This is a genomic window from Gracilimonas sp. (genome assembly GCF_040218225.1).
Lineage (GTDB): Bacteria > Bacteroidota > Rhodothermia > Balneolales > Balneolaceae > Gracilimonas.
The window spans coordinates 294,384-320,046 of sequence record NZ_JAVJQO010000003.1; the positions used below are offsets into that span (position 1 = coordinate 294,384).

Annotated in this window: 16 protein-coding genes; 15 read left to right on the forward strand and 1 reads right to left on the reverse strand. The window is 40.9% G+C overall.

Annotated elements, in window-relative coordinates:
* The first annotated feature begins 38 nt into the window (after window positions 1-38).
* The 11 genes from RIB15_RS03725 (at window position 39) to RIB15_RS03775 (ending at window position 20,575) form a co-directional block, all read left to right on the forward strand.
* Window positions 39-2,390, forward strand: a complete 2,352-nt coding sequence (locus RIB15_RS03725) for an ABC transporter permease (protein ID WP_350200809.1) — start codon at window positions 39-41, stop codon at window positions 2,388-2,390.
* A gap of 287 nt (window positions 2,391-2,677) precedes the next feature.
* On the forward strand, window positions 2,678-3,262 hold the full coding sequence (locus tag RIB15_RS03730) for a LytR/AlgR family response regulator transcription factor (RefSeq protein WP_350200810.1): 585 nt from the start codon (window positions 2,678-2,680) through the stop codon (window positions 3,260-3,262).
* Between the two features lie 123 nt (window positions 3,263-3,385).
* Complete coding sequence (locus RIB15_RS03735; RefSeq protein WP_350200811.1) at window positions 3,386-4,159, forward strand: alpha/beta hydrolase; 774 nt, start codon at window positions 3,386-3,388, stop codon at window positions 4,157-4,159.
* A complete protein-coding gene (locus RIB15_RS03740; protein ID WP_350200812.1) occupies window positions 4,156-5,130 on the forward strand; it encodes a YncE family protein in 975 nt (324 codons plus the stop codon). The genes RIB15_RS03735 and RIB15_RS03740 overlap by 4 nt, the downstream gene beginning before the upstream one ends.
* Window positions 5,131-5,329: 199 nt before the next feature.
* Window positions 5,330-7,714 (forward strand): ABC transporter permease, encoded by a 2,385-nt coding sequence (locus RIB15_RS03745; protein WP_350200813.1) that lies wholly within the window; start codon window positions 5,330-5,332, stop codon window positions 7,712-7,714.
* 11 nt (window positions 7,715-7,725) lie between these two features.
* Window positions 7,726-10,143 (forward strand): ABC transporter permease, encoded by a 2,418-nt coding sequence (locus tag RIB15_RS03750; protein ID WP_350200814.1) that lies wholly within the window; start codon window positions 7,726-7,728, stop codon window positions 10,141-10,143.
* Window positions 10,144-10,145: 2 nt separating this feature from the next.
* A complete protein-coding gene (locus RIB15_RS03755; RefSeq protein ID WP_350200815.1) occupies window positions 10,146-12,506 on the forward strand; it encodes an ABC transporter permease in 2,361 nt (786 codons plus the stop codon).
* Between the two features lie 11 nt (window positions 12,507-12,517).
* Window positions 12,518-14,920 (forward strand): ABC transporter permease, encoded by a 2,403-nt coding sequence (locus RIB15_RS03760; RefSeq protein ID WP_350200816.1) that lies wholly within the window; start codon window positions 12,518-12,520, stop codon window positions 14,918-14,920.
* An 11-nt stretch (window positions 14,921-14,931) separates the two neighbouring features.
* Window positions 14,932-17,412 carry an ABC transporter permease gene (locus RIB15_RS03765; RefSeq protein ID WP_350200817.1) on the forward strand — a complete coding sequence of 827 codons (2,481 nt, stop codon included), beginning with the start codon at window positions 14,932-14,934 and terminating at the stop codon, window positions 17,410-17,412.
* Window positions 17,413-17,443: 31 nt separating this feature from the next.
* The gene (locus RIB15_RS03770) at window positions 17,444-19,795 is read left to right on the forward strand and encodes an ABC transporter permease (protein ID WP_350200818.1); all 2,352 of its coding nucleotides are present in this window, start codon (window positions 17,444-17,446) and stop codon (window positions 19,793-19,795) included.
* A gap of 87 nt (window positions 19,796-19,882) precedes the next feature.
* The gene (locus tag RIB15_RS03775) at window positions 19,883-20,575 is read left to right on the forward strand and encodes an ABC transporter ATP-binding protein (RefSeq protein ID WP_350200819.1); all 693 of its coding nucleotides are present in this window, start codon (window positions 19,883-19,885) and stop codon (window positions 20,573-20,575) included.
* On the opposite strand, the gene RIB15_RS03780 is transcribed toward RIB15_RS03775, so the two are convergent.
* The gene (locus RIB15_RS03780) at window positions 20,572-21,030 is read right to left on the reverse strand and encodes a dCTP deaminase/dUTPase family protein (protein WP_350200820.1); all 459 of its coding nucleotides are present in this window, start codon (window positions 21,028-21,030) and stop codon (window positions 20,572-20,574) included. The genes RIB15_RS03775 and RIB15_RS03780 overlap by 4 nt on opposite strands.
* 67 nt (window positions 21,031-21,097) lie before the next feature.
* Between RIB15_RS03780 and RIB15_RS03785 the strand changes: the two genes are divergently transcribed.
* From RIB15_RS03785 to RIB15_RS03800, 4 genes are all read left to right on the forward strand, one after another.
* Window positions 21,098-21,478 carry a hypothetical protein gene (locus RIB15_RS03785; protein ID WP_350200821.1) on the forward strand — a complete coding sequence of 127 codons (381 nt, stop codon included), beginning with the start codon at window positions 21,098-21,100 and terminating at the stop codon, window positions 21,476-21,478.
* A 159-nt stretch (window positions 21,479-21,637) separates the two neighbouring features.
* Window positions 21,638-21,901 carry a hypothetical protein gene (locus tag RIB15_RS03790; RefSeq protein ID WP_350200822.1) on the forward strand — a complete coding sequence of 88 codons (264 nt, stop codon included), beginning with the start codon at window positions 21,638-21,640 and terminating at the stop codon, window positions 21,899-21,901.
* The gene (locus RIB15_RS03795) at window positions 21,898-22,917 is read left to right on the forward strand and encodes a serine hydrolase domain-containing protein (protein WP_350200823.1); all 1,020 of its coding nucleotides are present in this window, start codon (window positions 21,898-21,900) and stop codon (window positions 22,915-22,917) included. The genes RIB15_RS03790 and RIB15_RS03795 overlap by 4 nt, the downstream gene beginning before the upstream one ends.
* A 265-nt stretch (window positions 22,918-23,182) precedes the next feature.
* Complete coding sequence (locus RIB15_RS03800; protein WP_350200824.1) at window positions 23,183-25,642, forward strand: ABC transporter permease; 2,460 nt, start codon at window positions 23,183-23,185, stop codon at window positions 25,640-25,642.
* Window positions 25,643-25,663 lie beyond the last annotated feature (21 nt).

The window sequence follows — 25,663 nt, forward strand, 5'->3', positions numbered from 1 at the left end:
CATCGTCTAACACCCATAACTACAAATTGGGTTAGTCTATGTTTAAGAATTATTTAAAAACTGCTTTTCGGAGTTTCAAACGTCACAAAAGTTCTTTTCTAATTAACGTCATCGGGTTATCCATTGGCATGGCATGCAGTATCCTGATTTTGCTTTGGGTTCTCGATGAGCTTAACTATGACCATTTTCACGCTGAAGCGGATCAAATGTACCAGGTGATGGAGCACCAATCCTACTCTGGTGATATAATGACAACACACTCCACTCCCGGAATTTTGGCTCCTGCTTTAAAGGAAGAAGTTCCGGAATTCCAGTACGTAGCCACCTATACATGGAATATTGAATATTTATTTACAAAAGAAGAAAAATCGCTTAAGGAAAATGGGCTCTATGCCCGCCCGGACTTCTTCCATATTCTTGATATCAACTTGTTGCACGGAAATCGTGATGAGCTCATTAACAGCCCTAAAAGCATCGCTATTTCCAAAGAACTTGCTGTTAAATATTTTGGCACTGAAAACGCTGTGGGTGAGTCCATTACTATTAATGGAACGGAACTCCACACTGTGACTGGAGTCTTTAAAAAACTGCCCGAGAACTCCTCTTTCCAATTTGATTATGTACTCCCTTTTGAAGACTGGCTGGCGAATAATGACTGGGCTACCCGATGGGGAAATAATGGGCCCAGGACTATCGCAAAACTTTATCCTGGTGTTGATGCTGTTGCTTTAAATACAAAAATAAAGGATTTCATTAAGCAAAAAGACGAGGACGACTCAAACGTAGATCTATTTGTTTATCCTTTTTCTGATCTATATCTGTATGGTCAGTTTGAAAATAGCGTACAAACCGGAGGAAGAATAGACTATGTACGACTGTTTACCATCGTGGCCATTTTTATTCTGCTTATTGCCTGTATTAACTTTATGAACCTGAGTACGGCCAAGGCTACCAAACGAGCAAAAGAAGTGGGTATCCGTAAATCTATCGGGGCGAGTCAGGGTTCGTTGATTGGACAGTTTATCGGCGAGTCTATGATCATCACCTTCTTCTCATTGTTGGTTTCCGTATTTCTGGTTGAATTGAGTCTGCCTGTATTTAACGACCTGACTGATAAAGCTATAAACGTCAGCTATACAGACCCTATACTTCTGCTTATGTTTCTGGGTACAGCCTTGATTACCGGCTTTATTGCAGGTAGCTATCCGGCCTTTTATCTCTCTTCTTTTGAAGCAGTTAAAACCCTGAAAGGCAATCTCAAAATTTCAGGTAGTGAAGCCTTTGCCCGAAAAGGGTTGGTAGTATTTCAATTTACCCTTTCTGTGATTCTTATTATTTCAACCATCGTGGTGTACCAGCAAATTCAGTATACTCAAACCAAAAATTTGGGTTATAAAAAAGAAAATCTGGTCACATTCCCGGTTGAAGGAACTGTTTACGATAATTGGGACACTTTTAAAGAACAGGTAAGAGCTATTCCCGGTGTTATAAATGCATCGCGATCCAGTTCCTCTTTCATGGGAAGAAACTCAAATACTTCTGGTTTGGAATGGCCTGGAAAACTGCCTGATACTAATATTTTATTCGAAAATGTAAGTGTGGACTACGGACTCATTGAAACCATGGGATTTGAACTTCTGGCTGGTCGTACCCATTCCGAGGAATTTGGCGCCGATACGGCTCGGATTGTCATAAATGAAACCGCAGCAAATGTAATGGGGCTCGAAAACCCGGTGGGACAAACCATTCAGTTATGGGAAGAAGACACTGAAATTATCGGTCTCGTTAAGGACTTCAATTTCCAAAATCTCAGGTATGAAGTTGAGCCTTTATTTTTCCGTTTAACTGATTTTGGTTGGGCCGCCTATGTGCGAATTGAATCAGACAACATTCAGGAAACACTGTCTCAAATAGAAGCTAAGTACAAGGAATTCAATTCTACATATCCCTTTGCCTATGAATTTATGGATGAGCAATATGCAGCGCTTTACAGAAGTGAACAGCGTATCGGAGATTTGGCGAAATACTTCTCCATCTTTGCTATTATCATTTCCTGCCTTGGTTTATTTGGGCTTTCTGCCTTCACAGCCGAACAGCGAGCCAAAGAAATTGGAGTACGAAAAGTACTTGGGGCTTCCGTCCAAAACCTGGTGCTTCATTTAACCAAAGACTTCACCAAACTGGTACTTGTTGCCATTGCAATAGCCATTCCGGTCTCATGGTGGATGATGGATAAATGGCTTTCTGATTTTGCCTATAACTCTGGGTTGAACTGGTGGGTATTTGCTGCTTCAGGATTCCTGGCTGTACTCATTGCATGGCTCACGGTAAGCTGGCAATCAGTCAAAGCAGCTTTGGTAAATCCGGTCCAGAGCCTGAAAAGTGAATAGTGGATTATCACTCGTTGAATTGTACATTTTAATTCTGTACTGTTTCAGTTATAGTTTAATAACCGACCGATATTTCCGAAATGAATACTTCTCTTATTCAATCATACCGTAATTTTTTTAGCCGGGAAGAACAAAAGATTCTTAGGATATCTCTGTACATTCTTATTGCTTTATCTTCAGTTATTTTTTTTCAGAAATTTATTCAGTTTGGGGGGTTCCCGGAATATCAACCGATCAGAAGCATCCTTTTTAACTTTCTGATGATAGTGCCATTTATCCTTTGCCTGATGATCGCTTTAAAATTACCCGGGAAATTTACCACTATTCCAAAGGCTCAAAACATACTTTATTATGTCGGAATTGGCTTTCTGAATTTCTTAGGATACATCGTAATAACAAATGTAGTTCTGTATTTACTGAACTTTAGTACATCTTTAATTTCCGAAAACTTCTTTTGGAAATACCTAACAGGTATTGTTCAGGTTCATCTCACATTGTATCTATTTGTACACTTTTATCGGCATAAAACTTCCCAACAAACAAATGCCCCAAAATTTATACAGGCAGCTAAAGGTTCTACTACATATACCGTGAAAATCACAGATATTTCCTGGATAGAATCTTATGATCATTATGTAAAACTACATACTGCAGAAGGTGTTTTCCTGAGACGTGATACAATGAAAAATATTCTAACAGATCTTGGTAATGACTTTGTCCGTATTCACCGAAAATTTATAGTCAATAAGCATTTTGTGAAGCGAACAGAGAAAAAAGAAGGCAAAACCTTCATTGTAGTAAACGATAAAAAACTTAAAGTAAGCAACTCCTATCTGCAAAAGGTTAGTCGCATTCTGAACTCAACTGTTTAAATACATCTAATTCGCGAATAAACTGCTGGTATTCGCGACAATACTGAATGCCCAGCCGAATTCCTTCCTTCTATATCGTTAGCATTGAGGCAAGTAAACCCTCATCAAACCTACTTTACGCTAATGAAGCTCTTTATTATTTCTTTATTAATTTTCACCGCCTATCTCAGTTTTTATGAACATACCTCTGAATTGACTTCACTCACATCAAATCCGGAGCCCCAAGAAATAACCTTTACAACAAAAGACGGAGTTTTAATTTATGGGGATTATTATAATACCGGTTCAGAATACCCCATTATACTTCTTTTTCATCAAGGTGGTTCTAACGGTCGAGCAGAGTATACCCCCATCATCCCCAGCCTCCTTAAAAAGAACTATAATATTCTGACTATTGATCAGCGACAAGGTGGGCAAATCTATGGTGGCTACAACCGAACTGTTGCTGAACTGAAGACGAGCTACACTTATTGCGAGGCATACCAAGACCTCGAAAGTTCACTTGAGTATGTTCAAACACTAGAAACAGGGCCAGTTATTATTTGGGGAAGCAGCTACAGTGCATCTCTGGCTATTCAACTTGCCAAAAAGAATACCGAATCTGTTTCTGCTGTTTTAGCCTTTTCACCAGCTTCCGGCGGACCAATGCAGGATTGTCGTCCTGATCCTTTTCTTGAAAATTTGAACACTCCCCTTCTTGTTTTAAGGCCGGAATCTGAATTAGAAATCGGAAGTGCCAAAGCTCAGTTTGAATTAGTAGAAAAGCATGGCCATCAAACTTATATAGCCAGGCATGGCACTCACGGCTCTTCGATGCTCGTGGACAACCGTGTTGAAGGCTCAGTCGAAGAAAATTGGTCAGCAGTGATTTCATTCATTGAAGAGGCCACTAAATGATGTGCTTCAACAATAATCTGAAAGGAGCTGTGGCTGCAGTATGCTTTCTGTTAGGATTTAGCTTAGAAATTTATGCTCAAAAATTAGTCGTGGTTTCACGCTGGGAAGATAAGGTTCTGTTCATTGATGTTAGTTCAGGAAAAACATATAACTCAATTAAAACAGGAAGCTTCCCTCATGAAATTGCTTCAGACCCCGAAAACCAATTCGCCTATATACCCTCCTATGCCGGAAACAGAATCACAAAAATTGATCTGAAAAATGAAAAACTGATAGCTCATTTTGAGCTTGGAGAACACAAAAACCTGCATGGGGTCGAACTTTCAAATGATGGGAAGTCGCTGTGGATAACCTCAGAAGAACAACGAGCTGTAATAAAGGTGAACACTGAAACAGGCACCGTTTTAGAAAGTTTTTCGACACTCCAATATCGCAGTCACATGCTAACCGTAATACCAGACGAAACAAAGATCTATGCTTCAAACCTTGACTCAGGATCGGTTTCAATAATGAATACAAGCACAAAAACTACCAAGGTTCTTCATTTGGGAAATGAGGCTGAAGGAATCGATCATACTCCTGATGGCAAAGAAATATGGGTAACCAATCGTGCTGAAAATACCGTTTCCGTGATAAACACTAACAAAGATGAAATCTTAAAGACATTCCCAAGCAACGGATCTTTTCCTGTAAAGCTGAAATTTAGTCCCGATGGAACTCAGGTTTGGATTTGTAATAACCGCAGTGGTACCGTAGCCGTATTCAATGCTTCAACCTATTCGCTAATTAAGCTGATTGAGACCGGTAATCGCCCCCTTGGCATTGCTTTTTCAGATGACAATAAATTTGCATATATCACCAAGCCCGGAGCACACGAAGTTGTGGAAATCAACATAGAAGACGACTTTCAAATTACCCGTTTGTTCGAAGCCGAAGGCTCTCCTGATGGAATCATATGGCTTCCATACTGATAAAAGAGATATTAACTGTTCACAAGCGCACACCCGGTGTTGAATAGTGAACATGACGCAGATCAAAACCTTTCTTTAAAAGCATTTAGAGTACTTTTTTTCGGTTTGGTATGATAGTTGAATAATTAGTGTACAGTATTCAGTGATCAGGTTATCATTTCGACTTATCACTGGCTGCTGCTCAATAAACTCAACTGTCATGCTGAAGAATTACTTTAAAGTAGCCATTCGAAATTTCTACCGGAACAAAGAAAATTCCGTCATCAACATCTTTGGGGTGAGTGTAGCTCTGCTTTGCTCTATTGTAATTTTCCTATTTGTTCAAAAAGAACTGAACTTTGATACTTTCCACGATAATTCCGATCAGATATACCGGCTCACTTTACAGGAAATAAACCGTCCCGGAGCCCGGCATTTTGCAACCACATCTCCTCCGATGGGACCTGCCCTGGTTGAAAGTTTTCCTGAAATCGAACAAGCGGTTCGGCTACGATTCCCTGACTCCAATATTCTAAGCTATGAGGATCAGCAATTCTATGAATACAATGTTGCCTATGCCGATTCCTCGCTTTTAAGCATCTTCAATTTCCCTTTATCCATCGGGGATCCAAAAACGGCACTCAGAGATGTCAATTCTGTAATCATCACTCAACCGATGGCACAAAAATATTTTGGGGATGTAAACCCATTGGGTAAGTCCCTGCTGTTGGATAACCAGATTCCATTAACAGTAACCGGGGTTTTCAAAGAAATTCCCGAAAATACCCACATGAATTTCGACTTTATTATTTCCTTTGACACCTTTGAAGTTCCTCGCGGCTACCCTGTTACTCTTGACAGCTGGGGATGGGTCTCTTTTTACACCTACGTTAAGCTAACAGACCGTACTGACCCTGAACAACTTGCCCCCAAGTTTGCTGATTTCCTAACTACAAATATGGGCGAAGAAGTGGGCTCAAACCGCATATTACATCTACAGGCTCTGGACGATATTTATTTGTCATCTGATCTCAGAAATGCTTCGGAAGACATGTTGGTTGGCAATTGGGCTTACATTCTGGGGCTTTCAGCCATTGCCTTCTTTTTGCTGATTATTGCCGGGTTTAATTACATGAACCTTTCAACGGCACAAGCTATTCGCCGAAATAAAGAAGTTGGCGTTCGCAAAACATTAGGGGCTGGGCGTAAAGCTTTAATATGGCAATTCATTTTCGAATCTGTTCTGCTCACATTAGGTAGTACAAGTATTGCTTTGCTTTTTCTTGAGCCGGTTTTACAAGCCGCTTCCTCATTCCTGGGATTAGAGCTTAATCTAACTCCTGCAGATTATCTCTATTTGATTCCTCTCTTTTTTGGAATGGCGGTTATAATTGGTGTCTTGGCTGGATTCTACCCCTCTTTTATTATCTCTAAATTCCAGCCATCAAAAGCATTAAAAGGGATTACCGAATCAAGCTCCTCCGTTTTTTCTATCCGGAAAGTATTAGTGGTCGGACAGTTTGTTATCGCCATTGTCCTGATTTCCGGGAGCCTGATTATCAGAAACCAGATTCAATTTATTCAAACAAAGGACCTTGGCTTTAATGAAGAACAGGTGCTTGTATTGCACATGAACGGCGAGGAGCTAACCCGACGATTTCCAACCATCAAACAGGAACTTGTTCAGAACGCCAATGTAATTAGCGCAAGTCTGGGTGCGGGTTTATTAGATGGCAGAAATGGGACCGTTCCCATATTCCCTCCCGGAGACGATCCCGAAGGATATCCGATGAACATTTATGGAGTACATTTTGATTACTTCGAGACAATGGACATCAATATGGTAGAAGGACGTTCATTCGATCAGTCATTTTCAACAGATTCAGCCGATGGTATCGTGATTAACCAATCGGCAGCGAAAGCATTTGGCTGGGAAGACCCTATTGGCAAAGAATTAAGGGTAGATGATATTATGGATGGATATGTGATTGGGGTTGCAAAAGATTTTCATTTTGCTTCTCTGCACCGGCAAATACAACCATTGGTAATGTACATTCCTCCAACAAACATGGAAAAAATATTTGTCAGAATTCGTCCCGGCAACCTATCTCAAACTATCGCTTCACTTCAGGAAAGCTGGAACAGTATTGTTCCTGACTTTCCCTTTAGTTTTGTGTTTTTAGATGACCATCTCAATCAATTATATGAGACCGACCAACGGTTTTTAAGAATGCTGACCTTATTCACATTTTTAACCATTCTGATAGCCTGCATGGGCTTATATGGCTTGATAAGCTATACAATCCAGCAGCGCAGTAAAGAAATCGGTGTCAGGAAAGTGTTGGGAGCAAAGGTATCACAAATAACCTGGCTGCTTTCCTCCGAATTTACAACTATGGTCGGTATCGCCTTTCTGATAAGTATCCCCATATGTTATTACGCTATGCAAAACTGGCTGCAGGAATTCGCCTATCGCATCCCTATCCCGTGGTGGGCATTCCTGCTAGCTGGTTTCATGTCTCTCACAATAGCTGTAGGCACTATTTCCTATCAGGCTATAAAAGCCGCTATGGCAGACCCTGTAAAGAGTTTAAGAAGTGAATAAATCATAAAATCATGCTAAAAAATTACTTCAAAATCGCACTTAGAAATCTGTTCAAAAACAGGTTGTATTCGGTTATAAACATTCTTGGATTAGCTGTTGGATTGGGCTGCGTACTGTTTATAGCTGTATATGTAATACATGAACTTTCTTACGATAAATTTCATGCAAATTATGACAAACTCTATCGAGTAACCGAAAGTATACAAGCAGACGGAACTGCAGACACCTATGCTACCACCTACTCAGCACTTGCACCTGCTTTGGCTGAAGAATTTCCTTCCATCGAAAAAATTACACACCTCTATCCAAGTTCGGGGTTGGTCACAGGGCCTGATAACACCAGCTATCAGGAAGATGGTATTATTTTGGCAGACTCTGCTTTTTTTGAAATGTTCTCCTTTCCATTTAAAAAAGGAGATCCTGCTACCGCCCTTGATCAGCCACTTACAGTGGTTATCACAGAACAAGTTGCCGCAAAATTCTTTGGGGATGATGACCCTATAGGAAAGTCGTTACGACTCAAAGACTCAAGAAACACTTTTGATTTTGAAATTACCGGGGTCGTCAAAAATCCCCCCGGCAATTCGCATATCCAGTTTGACTATGTAATCTCTTTTGAAAGCCTGAGCCGGCTAAGACCCTGGGAATACAACGTTAAATATCATCCTCCCATGTATACCTATGTTCAACTTAACAATCCTCAGGCCGCACCTGTACTAGAGGCACAGTTCTCCGCGTTTGAAGAAAAGTATTATGGAAACGACTACGCTGAAGCCAGTAGTTTTGGCCTTCAGCCGGTGTCAGAAATTCACTTGTATTCCAACCTTCAGAATGAGTTATCTGCTAATTTTGATATTACCTATATCTACATTTTTTCCGGAATAGGATTATTCATTCTGATCATCGCGTGCATCAACTTCATGAATCTCGCTACCGCCCGCTCTGCTAAAAGAGGTATGGAAGTTGGAATGCGGAAAGCAATGGGAGCTCAGCGTGGTCAGCTTATTGGCCAGTTTTTAGGTGAAGCTATTATCATGACAGTACTAGGTTTTGGGCTTTCGCTGATTCTTGTTGAAGCGATTTTTCCTTATTTCAATAACTTAACCGGCTATGAGCTCTCCCTTAGCTACTTAGGTTCGTGGGATGTAATTATACCTATTACAGGTGCTTTGATTGGAATTGGTATTCTGGCAGGGAGCTATCCTGCATTCTACCTGTCTTCGTTCAAACCTATCCAAACCCTTAAGGGAGAACGGATCACTGAAAAGTCGTCTATTACCTCATTCCGAAAAGGATTGGTCGTTTTTCAGTTCTGTATTTCCACTGCCCTGATTTTCGCCACCATCATCATTACGCAACAGCTCGATTATATACAGAACAAAAAACTTGGCTTTGACAAAGAACAGGTTATGATTATGCCTATTCGCGAAACTGCCAACCAGTTTAACATCTCTACACTGAAAGAGGAAATCGAGCGAATACCTGGAGTTCAATCAGCTTCGGCGGCTTCAGGATTACCAGGTATAAAATCCGGAATCCATGGCTTTATGGTCACTCCTGCAGATAACCCTGCTGATTCTGTTGGGATGCAAACGCTTACTGTTGACCACGATTATCTGCAAACACTCGGGTTAAACCTGATCAAAGGGCGTGATTTCTCAGAGGCATTCTCCACTGATGAAGACCATGCATTCATCATCAATGAAACAGCTGCCAGGCGACTTGGCTGGACTGAAAACCCGCTGGATCAAGAATTAGCACTTAGTTTCTATACAACCGACCTGGTTCGTAAAAAAGGAAAGGTAATCGGTGTGGTTGAAGATTTTCAGTATAACTCTCTCCACAATGACATAAATCCGGTCGTTATTCATGTTTTCAAACGAACCTTTTACCATGATTATTTATCGGTCAAACTTTCTTCTGATAACATCAGGGGTGTGGCTGCCGATATTGAAGAAAAGTGGAGTGCATTCAACCCGGAAAGACCCTTCGAATACTTTTTTCTGGATACCACGTTCGATAGCATGTATCGCTCTGAGGCTAAGCTCAGTAGTATATTTAAGGTTTTTGCATTCATCGCCATATTGATTGCTTGCCTTGGCTTACTTGGACTTGCTTCTTACAGTATTCAGCAACGGGTGAAAGAAATTGGCATCCGTAAAGTAATGGGAGCAAAAATCAGTGATATAGTAATGCTGCTTGGTAAAGATTTTACACTCTTGGTAGTCATTGCACAGGTGCTCGCCCTTCCCCTGGTTTACATTTTCATGAACCACTGGTTAAACAACTTTACTGCCCAAACTTCCGTCTCACTTTGGGTCTTTATTCTATGTTCAGCAGCGGTGCTTGCTGTTTCATGGCTGACAATCGGTTTACAATCTATAAAAGCTGCCCTCGCAAATCCGGTTCAATCCTTAAGAAGTGAATGATTATGCTTAGAAATTATTTCAAAATTGCGTTCAGAAACCTTACCCGGCAGAAACTCTACGCTTCTATCAATATCTTTGGGTTGGCTTTAGGCCTTGCGAGCTTTTTTGTGATTGGGACATGGGTTTATCAGCAGTGGAGCTATGACCGGCATTTTGATCAATCGCAGCAGATCTACAGGGTCGGGGTAAACTTCTTTAATGTCGGCGATATGGCTGTAGGCCCTCCTGTATTTGATTCGGTTATTGAGGAATTCCCTGAAGTAGCTTTATCTACAAGTTTAGATATGATGGGACCGATTACCATTAAATATGGTGATAAGGAAATTGAACAACCCGGAACCTTTTCCGCTGATAAAGATTTCTTCGATATCTTTTCTTATCAATTCTTAGTAGGCAACCCTGAAAATGCTCTTGATGAACCAAATCAAGTTGTTTTATCTGAATCAGTTGCCCAAAAAATGTTCAGAACTACCGATGTGCTAAGCAAATCAGTATTAATTGGAGATGATGAAGTTCCGCATACAATTACCGGAGTAATACGTGAAAATTCTCTGAAAACCCACTTCACCACAAAAGTATGGCTTAGTCTTGAAAGAGACCCAGAAGCCACTTCATGGACCAGCGCCAGCATGTACAATTATGTTTTGCTGAGACCTGGATTCACTGAAGATGACTTAAAAAACAGGCTGAATAAACTCATTGAAACCCAAATTTACCCTACACTAAACCTGACTCAGCCTTATGAAGAGTGGAGTGAAACGAGCAGTGCCTATCATTTTGTGGTAAAGCCGCTTACTGACCTACACCTCAAAACCAGTCTGCGCTTTGATTTTTTTACTCCTGGTAATGCGACCAATGTATATGCTTCTGCTGCCATCGCCCTTTTCATCATTCTGCTTGCGGCCATTAACTTTATAAATATTTCAACCGCACGATCTTCCGGAAGGGCCAAAGAAGTTGGTATTCGTAAAACGCTGGGATCTAAACGCTCAGCATTAATTAAGCAGTTCCTCACCGAATCGGTCATAATCAGCTTAATCGCTTTCCTTATCGGACTGGCCCTGGGTGAACTGTTCCTGAAATTATTTGAACAATTTACGGGCATTCATCTTATGGATGCATTGCTTTTGAATTTCGGACAAGTTCTGGTATTCACAGTCGTAACTTTGCTATTGGGATTACTGGCGGGAATGTACCCGGCTTTTTATCTATCCGGATTCAACCCGATTTCTATGCTTAAGAACAATTTTGGTGGAATCAGGAAAAGTGGTTTTAGAAACGGACTGGTGATCACACAATTTACCATTGCTATCAGCTTAATCATTTCAACCATTGTAGTGTTTCAGCAAATACAATTCCTGCAGGAAAAAGACCTCGGGTTTGAAACGGAAAATGTACTGGTAGTCAATAACATCAGCAGCCTCGATAATCAACAGGAATCATTCCGGCAGGATATACTCAACCTTTCCGGGGTACAAACCGCTAGTTTCAGCCGTCGTATTCCTATTGGGGAAGGTGTTTGGGTTCGTAATTTAAAAACCCCGGAGATGTCTGAATCTACTTCCATGCAGGTGTTTTTAGGTGATGAAAACTATGTAGGAGTGATGGGTTTTCATTTATTGGAAGGTAGAAATTTCTCTCGGGAGTTAGCCAGCGACAGCTCCGCAATTATTCTGAGTACATCAGCGGTTAAAGAACTGGGACTAACCGACCCGCTTGGCGCCCGGCTTAATGACGATCTCACCGTCATCGGTGTCGTAGATGATTTCAATTTTCAAAGCCTTCAAAACGATATCGAGCCCACTGCCATCATTTATAGTCCTTCGGGCGGTGACCTTGCCATCAAGATTAATAAAGCGAATCCAAATGACTTACTTTCAGCCATTCAATCTATCTGGAGTGCGTATGATATCGCTGAACCCATGAGTTATTTTTTCCTGGATGAGCAGTTCAGGCAAATGTTCAATAACGAAAGGGCACTAGGAAAAACAATTACTTTATTCTCCATTTTTGCCCTGATCATTTCCTGTCTTGGGTTATTTGGACTGGCTTCCTACATCTGTGAGCAGCGAGCAAAAGAAATAGGGATTCGAAAAGTATTGGGTGCAGCTGTCAGTAACCTGATACTTCTGCTCAATAAAGACTTTACACGATTGATATTGATAAGTATCGCGTTAGCCGTTCCGCTTTCCTATTTCATCATGAATAAGTGGTTAGCCAATTTCGCATACAAGATTGAAATCAATCCCCTTATATATCTGATAGCGGGACTTTCTACACTACTTGTTGCCTGGGTTACAGTAAGCGGGCAAAGCATCAAGACTGCTTTTTTAAACCCGATTAAAACCTTAAGAAGTGAATAAATCATAAAACCATGCTAAAAAACTATTTTAAAATCGCCATTCGGAATCTTACACGGAACAAAGTTTTTGGCTTCATAAGCATTCTGGGGCTTGCAGTAGGAATTACCGGGGCTACACTACTTTATCTATATGTTGATAATGAACTCGGATACGATGCCTTTTATGAAAAGTCAGACCAAATCTATCGTGTTGTAGAGATAGATGACAGCCAGGGCCAGAGAACCCGGTACTACGGACAAACGGCACCTGTGCTCGGCTCGACACTGGAAGAAAACTTCCCTGAAATTGAAAAGCTGGTGAGAGTCTATCAGCCTATAGGACATGTAGATATGGAATGGAAAGGAGAGGCCCTTTCGGAGCGTAATTGGTTGATGGCAGATCCTGCTTTTTTTGAGTTATTTGATTTTGAAGTGGTTCAGGGTGACATAAGCACGGCCTTATCTGAGCCAAACTCAGTGGTCATTTCAGAGAAAAAAGCACAACAGCTTTTTGGGAATCAAAACCCTATTGGTGAAGTACTGACCTTCAGCAATTTAGGGGATAACACGGTTACGGCCGTTGTAAAAAATGTACCAGACAATTCACACCTCCAGTTTGATCTGCTTTTTTCGAGAAGAAATTCAAACATCAACTGGCAGGAATATCTTTCCAGTTGGGACCGCTATGGTGCTTATACCTACCTGCTCCTTGGAGAAGAGGCGAATATGGTATCATTCGAAACAAAGCTTGATGGCTTTATTGAAAGTCAGCAGGCTACTAATGAGAATGCCCGTAATTTCTACCTGCAACCAATTACCGACATTTATTTCAACTCGCAGGAAATCGAGTTCGGTATAGAGAGCGCTCACGGTAATATCTTTTACATCTATGTGTTCTCAGCCATTGGTATTTTCCTGTTGCTTATTGCGGGAATCAATTATATGAACCTGGCAACAGCTCTTTCTGTACAGCGCGGTAAAGAAATTGGCATAAGAAAGGCAGCAGGTGCGGAAAAGAGACAACTTATTGGGCAGTTCTTATCAGAATCGGTTGTCATTGCCTTACTGGCATGTATAGGTTCATATTTCTTGATTGAATTGCTGCTTCCCTACTTTAATCAGCTTACTGGTAAAAGTTTTAGTATCACCAGCGATTCGTTTGGATATATTGCCTTGGTACTGTTGGGTATAGGATTGTTTCTTGGAATTTCCTCCGGCAGTTACCCGGCTTTCTATCTGGCTCTGATCAAACCCATCCGTGTTTTAAAAACCAATACAGAAATTAAAGGTGGAAACCTGACGCTTCGCAAAGTGCTGGTTATAGCCCAGTTTAGCTTGTCCATCATTTTGATTATCGGAACACTGGCTGCTTACAAACAAATCGATTATATCCGAACGGCTGACCTTGGTTTCGAGGAAGAACAGATGCTGGTAATGGATATCAACAGCGGCAATACACGCGCTCGTTTTGATGCAATGAAGCAGGAAATAGCGAAACTGACCGATATCCAGGATGTAGCCGTTTCTTCACGCGTGCCGGGCGAATGGAAAAATATTACCCAGACCTTTACCAGGTCCGGGCAAAGCAGTACGGCAGATTCTGTTCAAACCTACTTTATGAGTTTTGATGAGGATATGCTACAACTCTACAATATCAACCTCGTTTCCGGCAGGAACTTTACCGGCAACAAGTTGACCGATTCCCTGACCGTATTACTTAATCAAACGGCTGTCAAAGCTCTTAACCTGGATGAACCTATCGGAAAGACCCTGCGGCTAACCGGTGTTGAGGAACCGGTACGTGTAGTTGGTGTGGTGGAAGACTTTAACTACCAGTCGCTCCATCAGCAGGTAGCTCCTCTGTTGATAGGGTACTGGGCTAATCCAGTGCAGTCAATTGATTACTTTTCAGTGAAATTTTCTGCTAAAGCTAATATACCGGCAGCTATAGAAGAACTTAAGAAGATTCACGGACAATTTGATCCAGCCTCAGCGATGGAGTACCATTTTCTGGATCAGCAGATTGAACAAATGTACCAAGCGGATGTGCGAGCCGGGAGATTGTTTGCCATCGGAGGAGGAGTTACCATATTTATCGCGTGCCTTGGGCTGTTTGGTCTGGCTTTATTCAGTACCCAGCAACGAATAAAAGAGATTGGAATCCGCAAAGTACTTGGCGCCACTACTCCTCAAATTTTAATGCTTTTAACTACTGACTTCATGAAACTGGTGGCTATAGCTTTTTTGCTTGCTATACCTGTTGGCTGGATTGTGATGAACAACTGGCTACAGAACTTTGCCTACCATGCTGATCTGGGAATAGGCATTTTCGTGCTTGGCGGCCTGGGAGTCTTGATTATTAGTTTGTTGACTGTGAGTTCTCAGTCTATAAAAGCTTCAATGTCTAACCCTATTAAAAGTTTAAGAAGTGAATAAATTATAAAACCATGCTAAAAAACTACTTCAAAATTGCCTTTCGAAACCTGTTTAAGAACAAGGTGTATTCTTTTATTAACATATTTGGGCTGGCTGTTGGAATTGCCTGCTGTTTGCTTATTGGACTCTATGTTCATAATGAATGGAGTTATGATGAATTTCACTCCAGCTCCGACCGATTATACCGGGCGTGGGTCCATGAAGATTATGGAAATGATGAGATTTACTTCAATTCCGTAACGCCACTGATTCTGGCCTCTACTCTTGAGAATAACATTCCGGAAGTGGAAAAAACCAGCCGGTTTGCCAGTTTCTCTAATCTCGTAAAGAAACCCGATCAAACAGAATCTACTTCAGAAATCATTTCCATTGCAGACCCCTCATTCTTTGAAATGTTTGACTTTGAGATTATCCGGGGAGATGTAGCTTCCTTCAAAGATAATCCAGGTACAGTTATAATAACTGAACGAATAGCCCAACAATTTTTTGGCGAAGAGAATCCCGTTCAGCAGACTCTAAGTATTCAAATTGGAGAAACATTCAATAATTTTACAGTCGTTGCCGTAGCTGAAGATCCTCCAACCAACTCTAGTATTCAGTTTAATATCCTCATCCCTTTTTCTAACGATACAAAGATTTATAGTAACGGTGCATTAACAAATTGGTTCAACGTGTCGGCAGAGACCTATGTATTGCTCAGAGAGAAAAGCCAAATGGACGAAATCGACAAAAAGATGCAATCCATGATGATCACTGAATTAGGTAATCGCTATGGAGATGAATTTAATCAAGGTGACCTGTCTTATACCGTAGGATTACAACCCATTACCGATATACATCTGAACACAGATATCCCCGTCGGCATAGCAAATGTAAGCGACCCCGTTTACTCATATATTTTGGGTGGAATTGCATTACTTATTCTTCTCATTGCCTGTGTTAATTTTATTACACTTGCTATCAGTCGCTCTACTTCCCGGGCAAAAGAAGTTGGGGTCCGTAAAACAATTGGAGCCGTTCGCCAACACATTATGTTCCAATTTTGGGGAGAAGCTCTTTTAATGACTTTCTTTGCATTAGCAACAGGAATTTTGTTCGCTGAGCTGCTGCTACCCCAATTCAACATGTTATCAGGTACTAAATTACAGCTTACGTTTAGCGGAAGCTTCATCATCTACTTTCTGATTGGTGCTTTTGTAGTCAGCTTAATAGCGGGTATTTATCCGGCACTTGTACTATCAGGGTTCAAACCCGTTGAAGTACTAAAAGGCAGATTAAATTTATCAGGTGATAAAAATTCGTTTCGGCAAAGCATGGTTGTTTTTCAGTTCACGCTTTCAATAGCCTTAATAGCAGGAACCTTGATTATTACGAAGCAACTGGATTATTTGCGGTCTACCGATCTTGGGTATCAAAAAGAACAGGTCGTAGTGCTAACGACGGATCTGAATGCAGGCCCCGGAACACCTTTGATGAAAACGATCGAAGATGGTATGCGCCTTAAAGAGCGACTGGAATCAGAATTAGCCAATACCCCTGAAATCACTTCATTTAGTTTATCCTCATTTACCCCGGTTCAATCTGGTGGGTGGATTTCAGCTGATTTCAGAGATCAAAATGAGCAAAAACGATATTTCAATTTTAACATTGTTGATCACGTCTTTCTGGATACTTATGAAATAAACATTTTATCGGGAAGGAATTTTTCAATTAATAATCCGTCTGACCAAAGAAGAGCCATTCTTGTCAATCAGGCTCTGGTTGATGACTATGGATGGCAGAACCCAATCGGGCAACGCCTGCCAGGACCTAATTTTGAAGACCACGAAATCATTGGCGTTATTGAAAACTTTCATTACGAATCACTACACAAAGAAGTTGAGCCTCTCGCGTTAACTATTAATCCGAATATATTATTCAGTGGGATTGAAAATGTTGGTTTTAATGCATCGCCAACACCCAGGATTTCCATACGGTTTACTTCCGAAAACCTCCCGTCTCTCATGAGTCAAATAGAAGAAAGCTGGACATTGGCAGCTGCAGGAACCCCATTTAATTATACCTTTGTAGACCAGGCTGTAGACAATCAGTACCAGCAGGAGGAACGGCTCAGTAAAATTGTATTCTTCGGATCCGCCCTTGCCATAATCATTGCCTGCCTGGGATTATTCGGACTTGCATCACTTATGGTGATCAGGCGAACCAAGGAAATTGGAGTTCGTAAAGTGTTGGGAGCTTCTTCAGGTCATATTGTTTTCTTATTGAATAAAGAATTCACCAAACTAGTAGCCATCGCTTTTGTAATTGCTTCTCCTATTGCATGGTATGGCATGAATATCTGGCTGCAAGATTTTGCCTATCGTATCGAATTGGGAGTTGGCATTTTCCTTATTTCAGGATTGCTTACTTTAGTCGTTGCATGGTTTACGGTAAGCTATCAGTCCGTTAAAGCAACATTAATCAATCCTACCGAAAGCTTAAGAAGTGAATAAATAATAGCTAATTGCTTCATCTTAGAATATTATGATTAGAAATTACATCAAGATTGCATTTCGTCACCTAGTAAAAAATAAATCTTACACTTTTATCAATACAGTGGGCTTGGGAGTTGGGCTTGCAGCCTGCATCATTATTGGCTTGTGGGTGAATTATGAGCTGAGTTATGACGATTATCATACTGACTCAGAACGAATATACCGAGTACTTAATGGAGATATTGCAGCAACTCCACCTACCTTAGCCCCTGCTCTCAAAAATGACTACCCAGAAATTGTCCAAGATGTTGTACGGTTCTGGCCGATTAAGTCACCTTCAGATATCATTTCTAAGGACAAACAATTTGCCGAAAGAAATATCACTTTTACTGATCCTGAAATCTTCAATGTATTTACTCACCCGCTGGTTCTGGGAAATAAGGAAACAGCTCTTTCTTCTTCGAATCAAATTGTAATCAGTGAGTCGATGGCTGAGAAATATTTTAGTACAGAAAGTCCTCTTGGAAAAACCCTGACCATGTGGGGCCGTGACTTAGAAGTGACCGGCGTCTTTGAAGACGTGCCATTAAATTCACATCACCGCTACGAATTTTTGGTTCCAATCGAATTGCTGGAAACATTTATGGGCAGTATGATGGAGAATTGGACCTGGGCAGGATTCTATACTTACATTCAACTCCCTGAACATGTTCAACCTGATCAGGTTGAAACTGCGATTGCATCTACATTCGACAAATACACGGAAGAGAACTTTCCTGCCCCATATCTTCAACCCCTGAATGACATCTATTTTGAAAAGGCTCAAAAAGACATTGCTGCTACCGGAGATTTCAATTATGTAGTAATTCTGGCAACCATAGCAATCATTGTTTTAATAGTTGCCTGCATCAACTTTATGAACTTATCTACCGCTTATTCCACCATGCGGAAAAAAGAAGTAGGCATGCGAAAAGCGTTAGGGGCCCAACAAAGTCAGCTAATTGGTCAGTTTTTAGGCGAAGCGATTATTCTTAGCTTAATGGGCTTGTCTTTGGCTTTAATTCTGGTTGAAATCAGCCTGCCTTTTTTCAGCAATTTTACAGGAAACCCACTAACCATCCCTTACCAACAAAACTGGATGGCTATTACAGGGTTTTTCGGACTGGCCCTTTTAGTAGGTACGTTATCGGGCAGCTATCCTGCATTTTTCCTATCGAAATTTAGACCCGTTAGTATTTTAAAAAACACAGACAGAGCTTCTTCATCGGGCGGAAACCTTCGAAAAGGGTTGGTAGTCTTTCAATTCACTATTTCCATCTTTTTGATTGTAGCAGCCTTAACGGTTTATTCCCAAATCAACTTCATGCAAAAGAAAGACCTGGGTTTCAGTGATGAAAAAATCATTATTACCGGAGCTGAAAATTATCAAGCTATGAAAGCAGAACTGGAAAAGATGCCCGAAATAGAACTGGTTTCAGCGGCATATAATGTACCCGGACAGCGCCTGCCATTCTATCCCATCCGAACAGCCGAAATGGCTCCTGATTCTTTACCTACTATGCGAACTCTTAGGGTTAACCCCGGCTTCATGGAAACTCTAGGAATGGAAATGGCAATGGGCAGAGGTTTTGAAGAGAAAATTTCAACAGATGCTACACAGGCTTTTGTAATCAATCAGGCTGCGGCAAATTATCTTGGCTGGGATAATCCTATAGGCAGAGAATTATCATGGTATAATTTTAGTGAAGATGGTTCTTCTTTTGAAGTTGCCAAGCAGGGAGAAGTGATTGGCGTAGTTGACGATTTTAATTACGCCTCCCTCCACAACCCGGTTGAACCACTTGTTATTCATGTCAGCAATGACATTAATATGACTGTCATTAAGTTGAGCGCCGGAAGTACAGAACAGACGTTAGCTCAAATCAGAGAAACATGGAACAGCGTAACACCGGGAAGTCATTTCTGGTACTATTTCCTCAGTGATGATTTAGATCGACAGTATGGTGCCGAACAAAAGTTAGGACAGGTATTTGGTGGCCTCACCCTGCTCGCGCTATTTATTGCTTGCCTTGGATTATTTGGACTTACTACCTATTCTACTCAGCAAAGAACTAAAGAAATTGGTATCCGAAAAGTTATGGGAGCCGGAGTTAAACAGATCATTTTAATGCTGAATATTGAAGTTTTAAAAATGGTTGGATTATCGCTTCTAATCGCAATTCCCATAGCTTGGTATTTTATGAATCAATGGCTGGCAGACTTTGCTTATCGCATTGAAATTGGACCAATAATTTTCATTTTGGCAGGACTGTCTGCATTAGCAATCGCTCTGCTAACCGTTAGCTGGCAATCTATCAAAGCCGCCGTAACAAACCCCATAGAAAGTTTAAGAAGTGAATAAATTCAGTTACACAAGAACGGTGACTATTTTACAGCATATGTCTGTTTATTCACTGCTGACTGTACACTGAGAACTGATTACAAAAAAATGATCCAACTTAGAAACATAGACAAATACATCGACAAGCGGTTTCAACGCACCTTCATCCTGAAAGGAATTAATCTGGACATTGAGGAGGGGGAATTCATAACGATAATGGGGCCCAGCGGAGCAGGAAAATCAACCCTTCTAAATATTATTGGCTTTTTAGATGATGCTTCAGAAGGGGAATATACTTTCTTGGGTGAACCGGTTCATAACCTGAGCGAACGCAAAAAATCGGATTATCATAAGTCGCATATTGGTTTTGTATTTCAAGCCTATCATCTAATCGATGAGCTAACCGTATACGAAAATATTGAAATGCCGTTGTTGTATCGTAAAGTAAAAAGTAAACAGCGTAAAGCTATGGTTGCTGATATTCTGGACAGGTTCAATATTGTAGCTAAGAAAGATCTGTTCCCTCCACAACTTTCCGGCGGGCAACAACAGGTAGTGGGCGTCGCCCGAGCTATTATTGGAAGCCCAAAACTGCTTTTAGCTGATGAACCTACCGGGAACCTTCATTCCGAGCAAAGCGAGCAAATCATGGAGATGTTTAAGAAACTCAATGAAGAAGGGGTCACCATCATTCAGGTTACACATTCCGAAAAAATGGCTGACTACGGAAACAGGATTATAAACCTGCAGGATGGTGCTCTTGTAAAAGAAAATCCTTATAAGGAACCCGCAGAAAATTAACTACCAATCACCCTTAATTCAGCGACACGGGCATTTTCCTTGATATTACAGCCGGCTTCAGAAATCGTGATATTGATTGAAAAAATTCCGGATTCTTTATCAGTGGTAATCAAATAGGTATCAGCTACCACCCCAGCTTCTCTAAGGTGAGGATGTGGTGAAATGAGTGCAACCTTATTATCCAGGTCATTCAATGACTCATTGAAGATGATCTTATACGGACCTTCCCGAAGCTTCCACCATCCATAGTCATCATCCGCCTTTTGTTTTTCAGGGTTTAGTTTCTCGGTAGTTGCAGGCTTAAATTCACTGCCTCCAAAATCAAGGGTTCCGGCTCCTGTTATCTTATGGATCTCGTTAACCGTCAAGTCAAAATGATGTTCGTGTTGCTGAGTTTCTGCATAAATAACATTGCTGATATTGTCTAACCAGTTTCCTGATGGCAAGAAAGTCATAAAAACTCCTTTTTTACTTTTATTTTAATGTAAGTTTATAACAAATTCGAACCGGTTATCCATTTCAATGCTTCAGTTTATCAAAAAGCTTTTCAACGGTGATCAGGTACCACCAGAGCTTCCGCCCGAACCTGATTTTGCTTCCATCATAAAACAAATAAAAAAGCAGGAAGATACCGAAGAACTTCAGCCAGGGAAGAAAATACATGAGTTCGAATACCATCTTTTTTCCATTCGATTAGACCGGGATATCACCAAAAACTATCGCATTACTGTATTCCAGGGAAATGAACGCATCTACAGCTTTACCGTTTTTGTAGAGAAAAAAGAATTGGAGAAACTTGATAAAGCGTATCAGCATGTTATTTCCTTTTTGATGGGAGATCAGAGCATTTCCAGCCTTCCCGACAATGATTTGATAAAAGGATTTTACTTTGGAAATAGATAGCTCACACCGTCCAGAACCGAACAGTTGCTGTCTGTTTCCGAACGCTTTTCTCCCTCAGATACCCCTCTGTGCAAATTAAAGTGCGTTTTTCAGAAAATGGCATCTTTTTTGTCCCATTGACAGTATAATTGCCCGTTATTCACTTTAACCGGAGAAACCATGCATAATGTACGTGTTCAATTTACCGTCCCAAATGTAGAAAGCGTTGTTAACCTCGATGTTCATGTTAATGGCGAAAAGCGAAACCTGAAGTTCCGTGTCGAAACCTTTGACTGGCATTCAGAAAATGGAAGTTCTGAGGATTTAATCACTATCCTTAGGGATCGAATCATGAATTATGACTCTGAATGGGAACTCTATCACATCGGCTCACCGTTTGATGATAAAATTCCGGTAACCTTTCGATTTAAAAATCTAGAATGAATATATCTCCCTTGCGAGTCATTTTGCTTACATCTTATTTTTTGCTGTGTAATGCTTTTCTGTTTGCACAGCCTATTGAAAAGAACTCAATAGATAACCTTTTTGATGAAGCTGAATCAATAAATACACTGCGAAGCGTACTCATTCAACAAAATGGGGAATTACTGGGTGCAGAGTTTTTTCGCAATGCTTCTCCTGATTATCCCTACAACATAAAGTCAGCCTCAAAAAGCATTATTTCTCTTCTGACTGGTATCGCTGTAGATAAAGGTGATATTGCACTGGATGAAACTCTGGGAGATTATTTTCCGGAATACTTTGAAGAAAACCCAAACCCTAAAAAAGCACGTATCACCCTCCGGAACCTGCTTTCCATGCAATCCGGGTTAGAGACTACTAGTTTTTATAATTATGGTGCCTGGGTGATAAGCGATAACTGGGTCGAATTTCAACTTGATCAGCCTTTTGTGGAAGAACCAGGAGACACTATGGTCTACAGCACAGGCACCTCTCACCTTCTTTCAGTTATCATAGCCAAGGCAACCGGCATGAGTACAAAGGCCTTCGCAGAAGAGTATTTATTTGACCCATTGGATATCAACATCGGAGGGTGGGATCGTGACCCAAACGGTTTCTATATGGGCGGAAACAATATGGCTATGACGCCTGATGATTTATTGAAAATAGGTCAGCTTATGCTGAATGGCGGCACTTATAATGGCCAGCGTATTGTGTCCAAAGAGTGGGTGCGAGACTCTTTCAAAACCTACACCCGGAGTAATTATAATCCCTATGATTATGGATACATGTGGTGGAACCGACCCGTAGCTGGCTATAAGGTATTTTTTGCCTGGGGATTTGGCGGACAGTATATATTTATGATCCCTGAGCTAAACAGCGTTGCCGTTATTACTAACTCATTAAATGGTGCTACACAGCGCAGGACTTATAAAGAGCCCATATTTAACCTTCTGGAGAATAACATTATCCCCTTTCTTGAGAAACGGGCTTCCTAAAACATTCCCTTTGATTAAATTCCATTGCAACATTTATATGGGTTTACTCAAAACCAATAAGCCTTTATTTCTTTGCTTCATATTATGCTTTTTTAAATTGGCTGTTATTTTATCCCTTCTTTTTTTTGTAACAATCTGTAACCTCGGCACTCTAGTTATATGATACGTTGAGTCAGACTACTCTCACTTCACTTCTGACTCGCAAAATAAATATGGGACTTTAGTTGGATGTTTTGGTCTGTTGGCAAAGTGATAGGAATCGCTGATGTTTAAAAATTATCTTAAGGTTTCGATAAGAAATCTTATTAAAAATAAAGGATACTCTCTCATTAATATTTTGGGTTTGGCTATTGGCTTAGCCACCAGCATGTTAATCGTGCTTTATGTGCTTAATGAATGGAGCTACGATAAATTTCACCAAAACTCTGATCGTATTTTCCGCGTGGTTCAAACCATGACTTCGGAAGACCGAACGGAAGAACAAGCTACAACCCCTTTCCCATTAGGCCCGGTGTTAGACGCCGAGTTCCCTGACTTTGTTGAGAAAACCGTGCGCTTTTTTGATATGCAGGAAGAGAATCACACCTTCCTCAACCGCGAAGATCAAGTCTCGTTCCGGGAGAGTAATTTCTATTTCGTAGACTCTACTTTTTTTAATGTCTTTTCAGCTGAACTTGTGCAGGGAAATCCTTCCGAAGCTCTCAAAAACCCTCTTTCCCTGGTAATTAGTGAAGAACTTTCCGAAAAGTATTTTGGGGATGAAAACCCAATCGGCCAAACACTCAGCTACAAAGGCATACGAGAAATGACCGTCACCGGTGTTATGGAACCATGGCCTGAACAGTCTCATATGAAAATTGACCTGGTAGCTTCATTCACCAGCTTGAATGAAATTTATGCAAGCAGCCCGGAGTATAACCAGAGCTGGCTATGGAATCCGATCTGGACCTATGTACTGTTGAAAAATGATATCCGCTCTGAATCATTGAATAGCCAACTGGTTACTCTGGAAGATAAATACTACCGCGCCTATTCCGGATGGCCGATGGATGAGTCCGTAAAGCCTGAACTCCAGCCAATCACAGATATTTACCTGAACTCGAACCGCGAGCAGGAAATGGAAGTAAACAGTTCCATAGCCTATATCTACATTTTGCTTGTTGTTGCTGCGTTTATACTAATAATTGCCTGTATTAACTTTATGAATCTTTCTACCGCACGGTCGATGGAACGCAGCCGTGAAGTTGGGATGAGAAAAGTATTGGGTGGTCATAAACAACAACTATTCTATCAATTTATCGGGGAATCATTCCTGGTTACCCTGTTCGCTATTACTCTTGGAATCATTATTCTGATTGTTGCCTTGCCATTTTTCAATGAGCTGACTTCTAAGTCTATCACCTTCAGCCCCTTTGATAACATTTATACTATCCCGGGTATCTTATTACTTACTGCTTTTGTTGGGTTAATTTCCGGACTCTACCCTGCATTATACCTGTCTTCTTTTGAACCTGTTGCCGTGCTAAAAGGAAATGCAACAAGAAAAGGTGGATCCTTATTCCGAAAAGTACTGGTAACATTCCAATTCACCCTATCAGTAATTCTGATTATTGGAACTTCAATCATTTATCTGCAGCTCGAATATATTCAGGATAAGAACTTGGGCTTCGACAAAAACTTTGTAGTGATGCTGCCAACCAAACAAAACCTGATTGCCTGGGAATTTGAGACTTTTAAAGAGCAGAGCCTGACCCATGCACAAATTGAGTCAGTTACAGGGCTTGGCAAAATCCCCGGTTCCGAAAAACAAGAATATTATCGATATATGCCTGCCGGTACCGGAGAGGACCAAGATGGAATGAACCTGGTTCTTCACGTTACGCATGACGTAATTGAGACTTTTGATCTGGAAATTTTAGCCGGCCGTTCTTTCTCCAGAGATTTCTCCACAGACGCGGAAAATGCCGTAATGATCAACAGAAAAATGCTTTCAAAACTTGACGCTGAAACACCTGAGGAGGCTTTGGGGGAAATTTTTTATTACTACCCGCCCAGTGGAGAGCGGCAGCCTTTTAGTGTTATCGGTGTGCTGGAAGACTTCAACTACACTTCCCTCAAAAAAGAAATTGAACCCCTCATTCTTCGCCTGGTAGAAGGAACTCGACCTATTCTGGGCTCAATAGAACATACTGCTGTAGAAATTGCTCCAGGTGATGTAACCGGGGCCTTGGAACACCTTGAAAAAACATGGAAAGAAGTTAATCCTATTGATCCTTTTGAGTATCGCTTTCTTGATGACCGATTAGATGAGATCTATAAAGCCGAAACGACCATGAGCTCTCTTTCTAATTCCTTTTCTATATTGTGTATTCTAATTGCATGCCTGGGCCTTCTGGGGCTTGCATCTTATTCGGCTCAGCTTAGAAAAAAAGAAATAGGAATTCGAAAAAGTCTTGGTGCCTCCGTTATCAATATTGTTGGCTTACTTTCCAAAGATTTCCTCATTCTTGTGGGCATTGCAAATATCATCGCCTGGCCAGTAACTTACTATCTGGGCTCAAAATGGCTTGAGAATTTCTCTTACCGCTTCGATTTCATCAGCTCGCTCCCTCTTTTATTCTTAGGGTCAGGTCTTTTGATTTTGATCATTGCTCTGGGTACTGTAGGCTACCATTCTATAAAAGCAGCTCTAATCAATCCGGTTAACGCCATTCGCAGCGAATAAGCTTTGTTTATTTCCATCGAT

Excerpts from the sequence above, each read along its gene's own strand:
- RIB15_RS03725 (WP_350200809.1), top strand. The coding sequence starts at position 39 with ATGTTTAAGAATTATTTAAAAACTGCTTTTCGGAGTTTCAAACGTCAC.
- RIB15_RS03730 (WP_350200810.1), top strand. The coding sequence starts at position 2,678 with ATGATCGCTTTAAAATTACCCGGGAAATTTACCACTATTCCAAAGGCT.
- RIB15_RS03735 (WP_350200811.1), top strand. The coding sequence starts at position 3,386 with ATGAAGCTCTTTATTATTTCTTTATTAATTTTCACCGCCTATCTCAGT.
- RIB15_RS03740 (WP_350200812.1), top strand. The coding sequence starts at position 4,156 with ATGATGTGCTTCAACAATAATCTGAAAGGAGCTGTGGCTGCAGTATGC.
- RIB15_RS03745 (WP_350200813.1), top strand. The coding sequence starts at position 5,330 with ATGCTGAAGAATTACTTTAAAGTAGCCATTCGAAATTTCTACCGGAAC.
- RIB15_RS03750 (WP_350200814.1), top strand. The coding sequence starts at position 7,726 with ATGCTAAAAAATTACTTCAAAATCGCACTTAGAAATCTGTTCAAAAAC.
- RIB15_RS03755 (WP_350200815.1), top strand. The coding sequence starts at position 10,146 with ATGCTTAGAAATTATTTCAAAATTGCGTTCAGAAACCTTACCCGGCAG.
- RIB15_RS03760 (WP_350200816.1), top strand. The coding sequence starts at position 12,518 with ATGCTAAAAAACTATTTTAAAATCGCCATTCGGAATCTTACACGGAAC.
- RIB15_RS03765 (WP_350200817.1), top strand. The coding sequence starts at position 14,932 with ATGCTAAAAAACTACTTCAAAATTGCCTTTCGAAACCTGTTTAAGAAC.
- RIB15_RS03770 (WP_350200818.1), top strand. The coding sequence starts at position 17,444 with ATGATTAGAAATTACATCAAGATTGCATTTCGTCACCTAGTAAAAAAT.
- RIB15_RS03775 (WP_350200819.1), top strand. The coding sequence starts at position 19,883 with ATGATCCAACTTAGAAACATAGACAAATACATCGACAAGCGGTTTCAA.
- RIB15_RS03780 (WP_350200820.1), bottom strand. The coding sequence starts at position 21,030 with ATGACTTTCTTGCCATCAGGAAACTGGTTAGACAATATCAGCAATGTT.
- RIB15_RS03785 (WP_350200821.1), top strand. The coding sequence starts at position 21,098 with ATGCTTCAGTTTATCAAAAAGCTTTTCAACGGTGATCAGGTACCACCA.
- RIB15_RS03790 (WP_350200822.1), top strand. The coding sequence starts at position 21,638 with ATGCATAATGTACGTGTTCAATTTACCGTCCCAAATGTAGAAAGCGTT.
- RIB15_RS03795 (WP_350200823.1), top strand. The coding sequence starts at position 21,898 with ATGAATATATCTCCCTTGCGAGTCATTTTGCTTACATCTTATTTTTTG.
- RIB15_RS03800 (WP_350200824.1), top strand. The coding sequence starts at position 23,183 with ATGTTTAAAAATTATCTTAAGGTTTCGATAAGAAATCTTATTAAAAAT.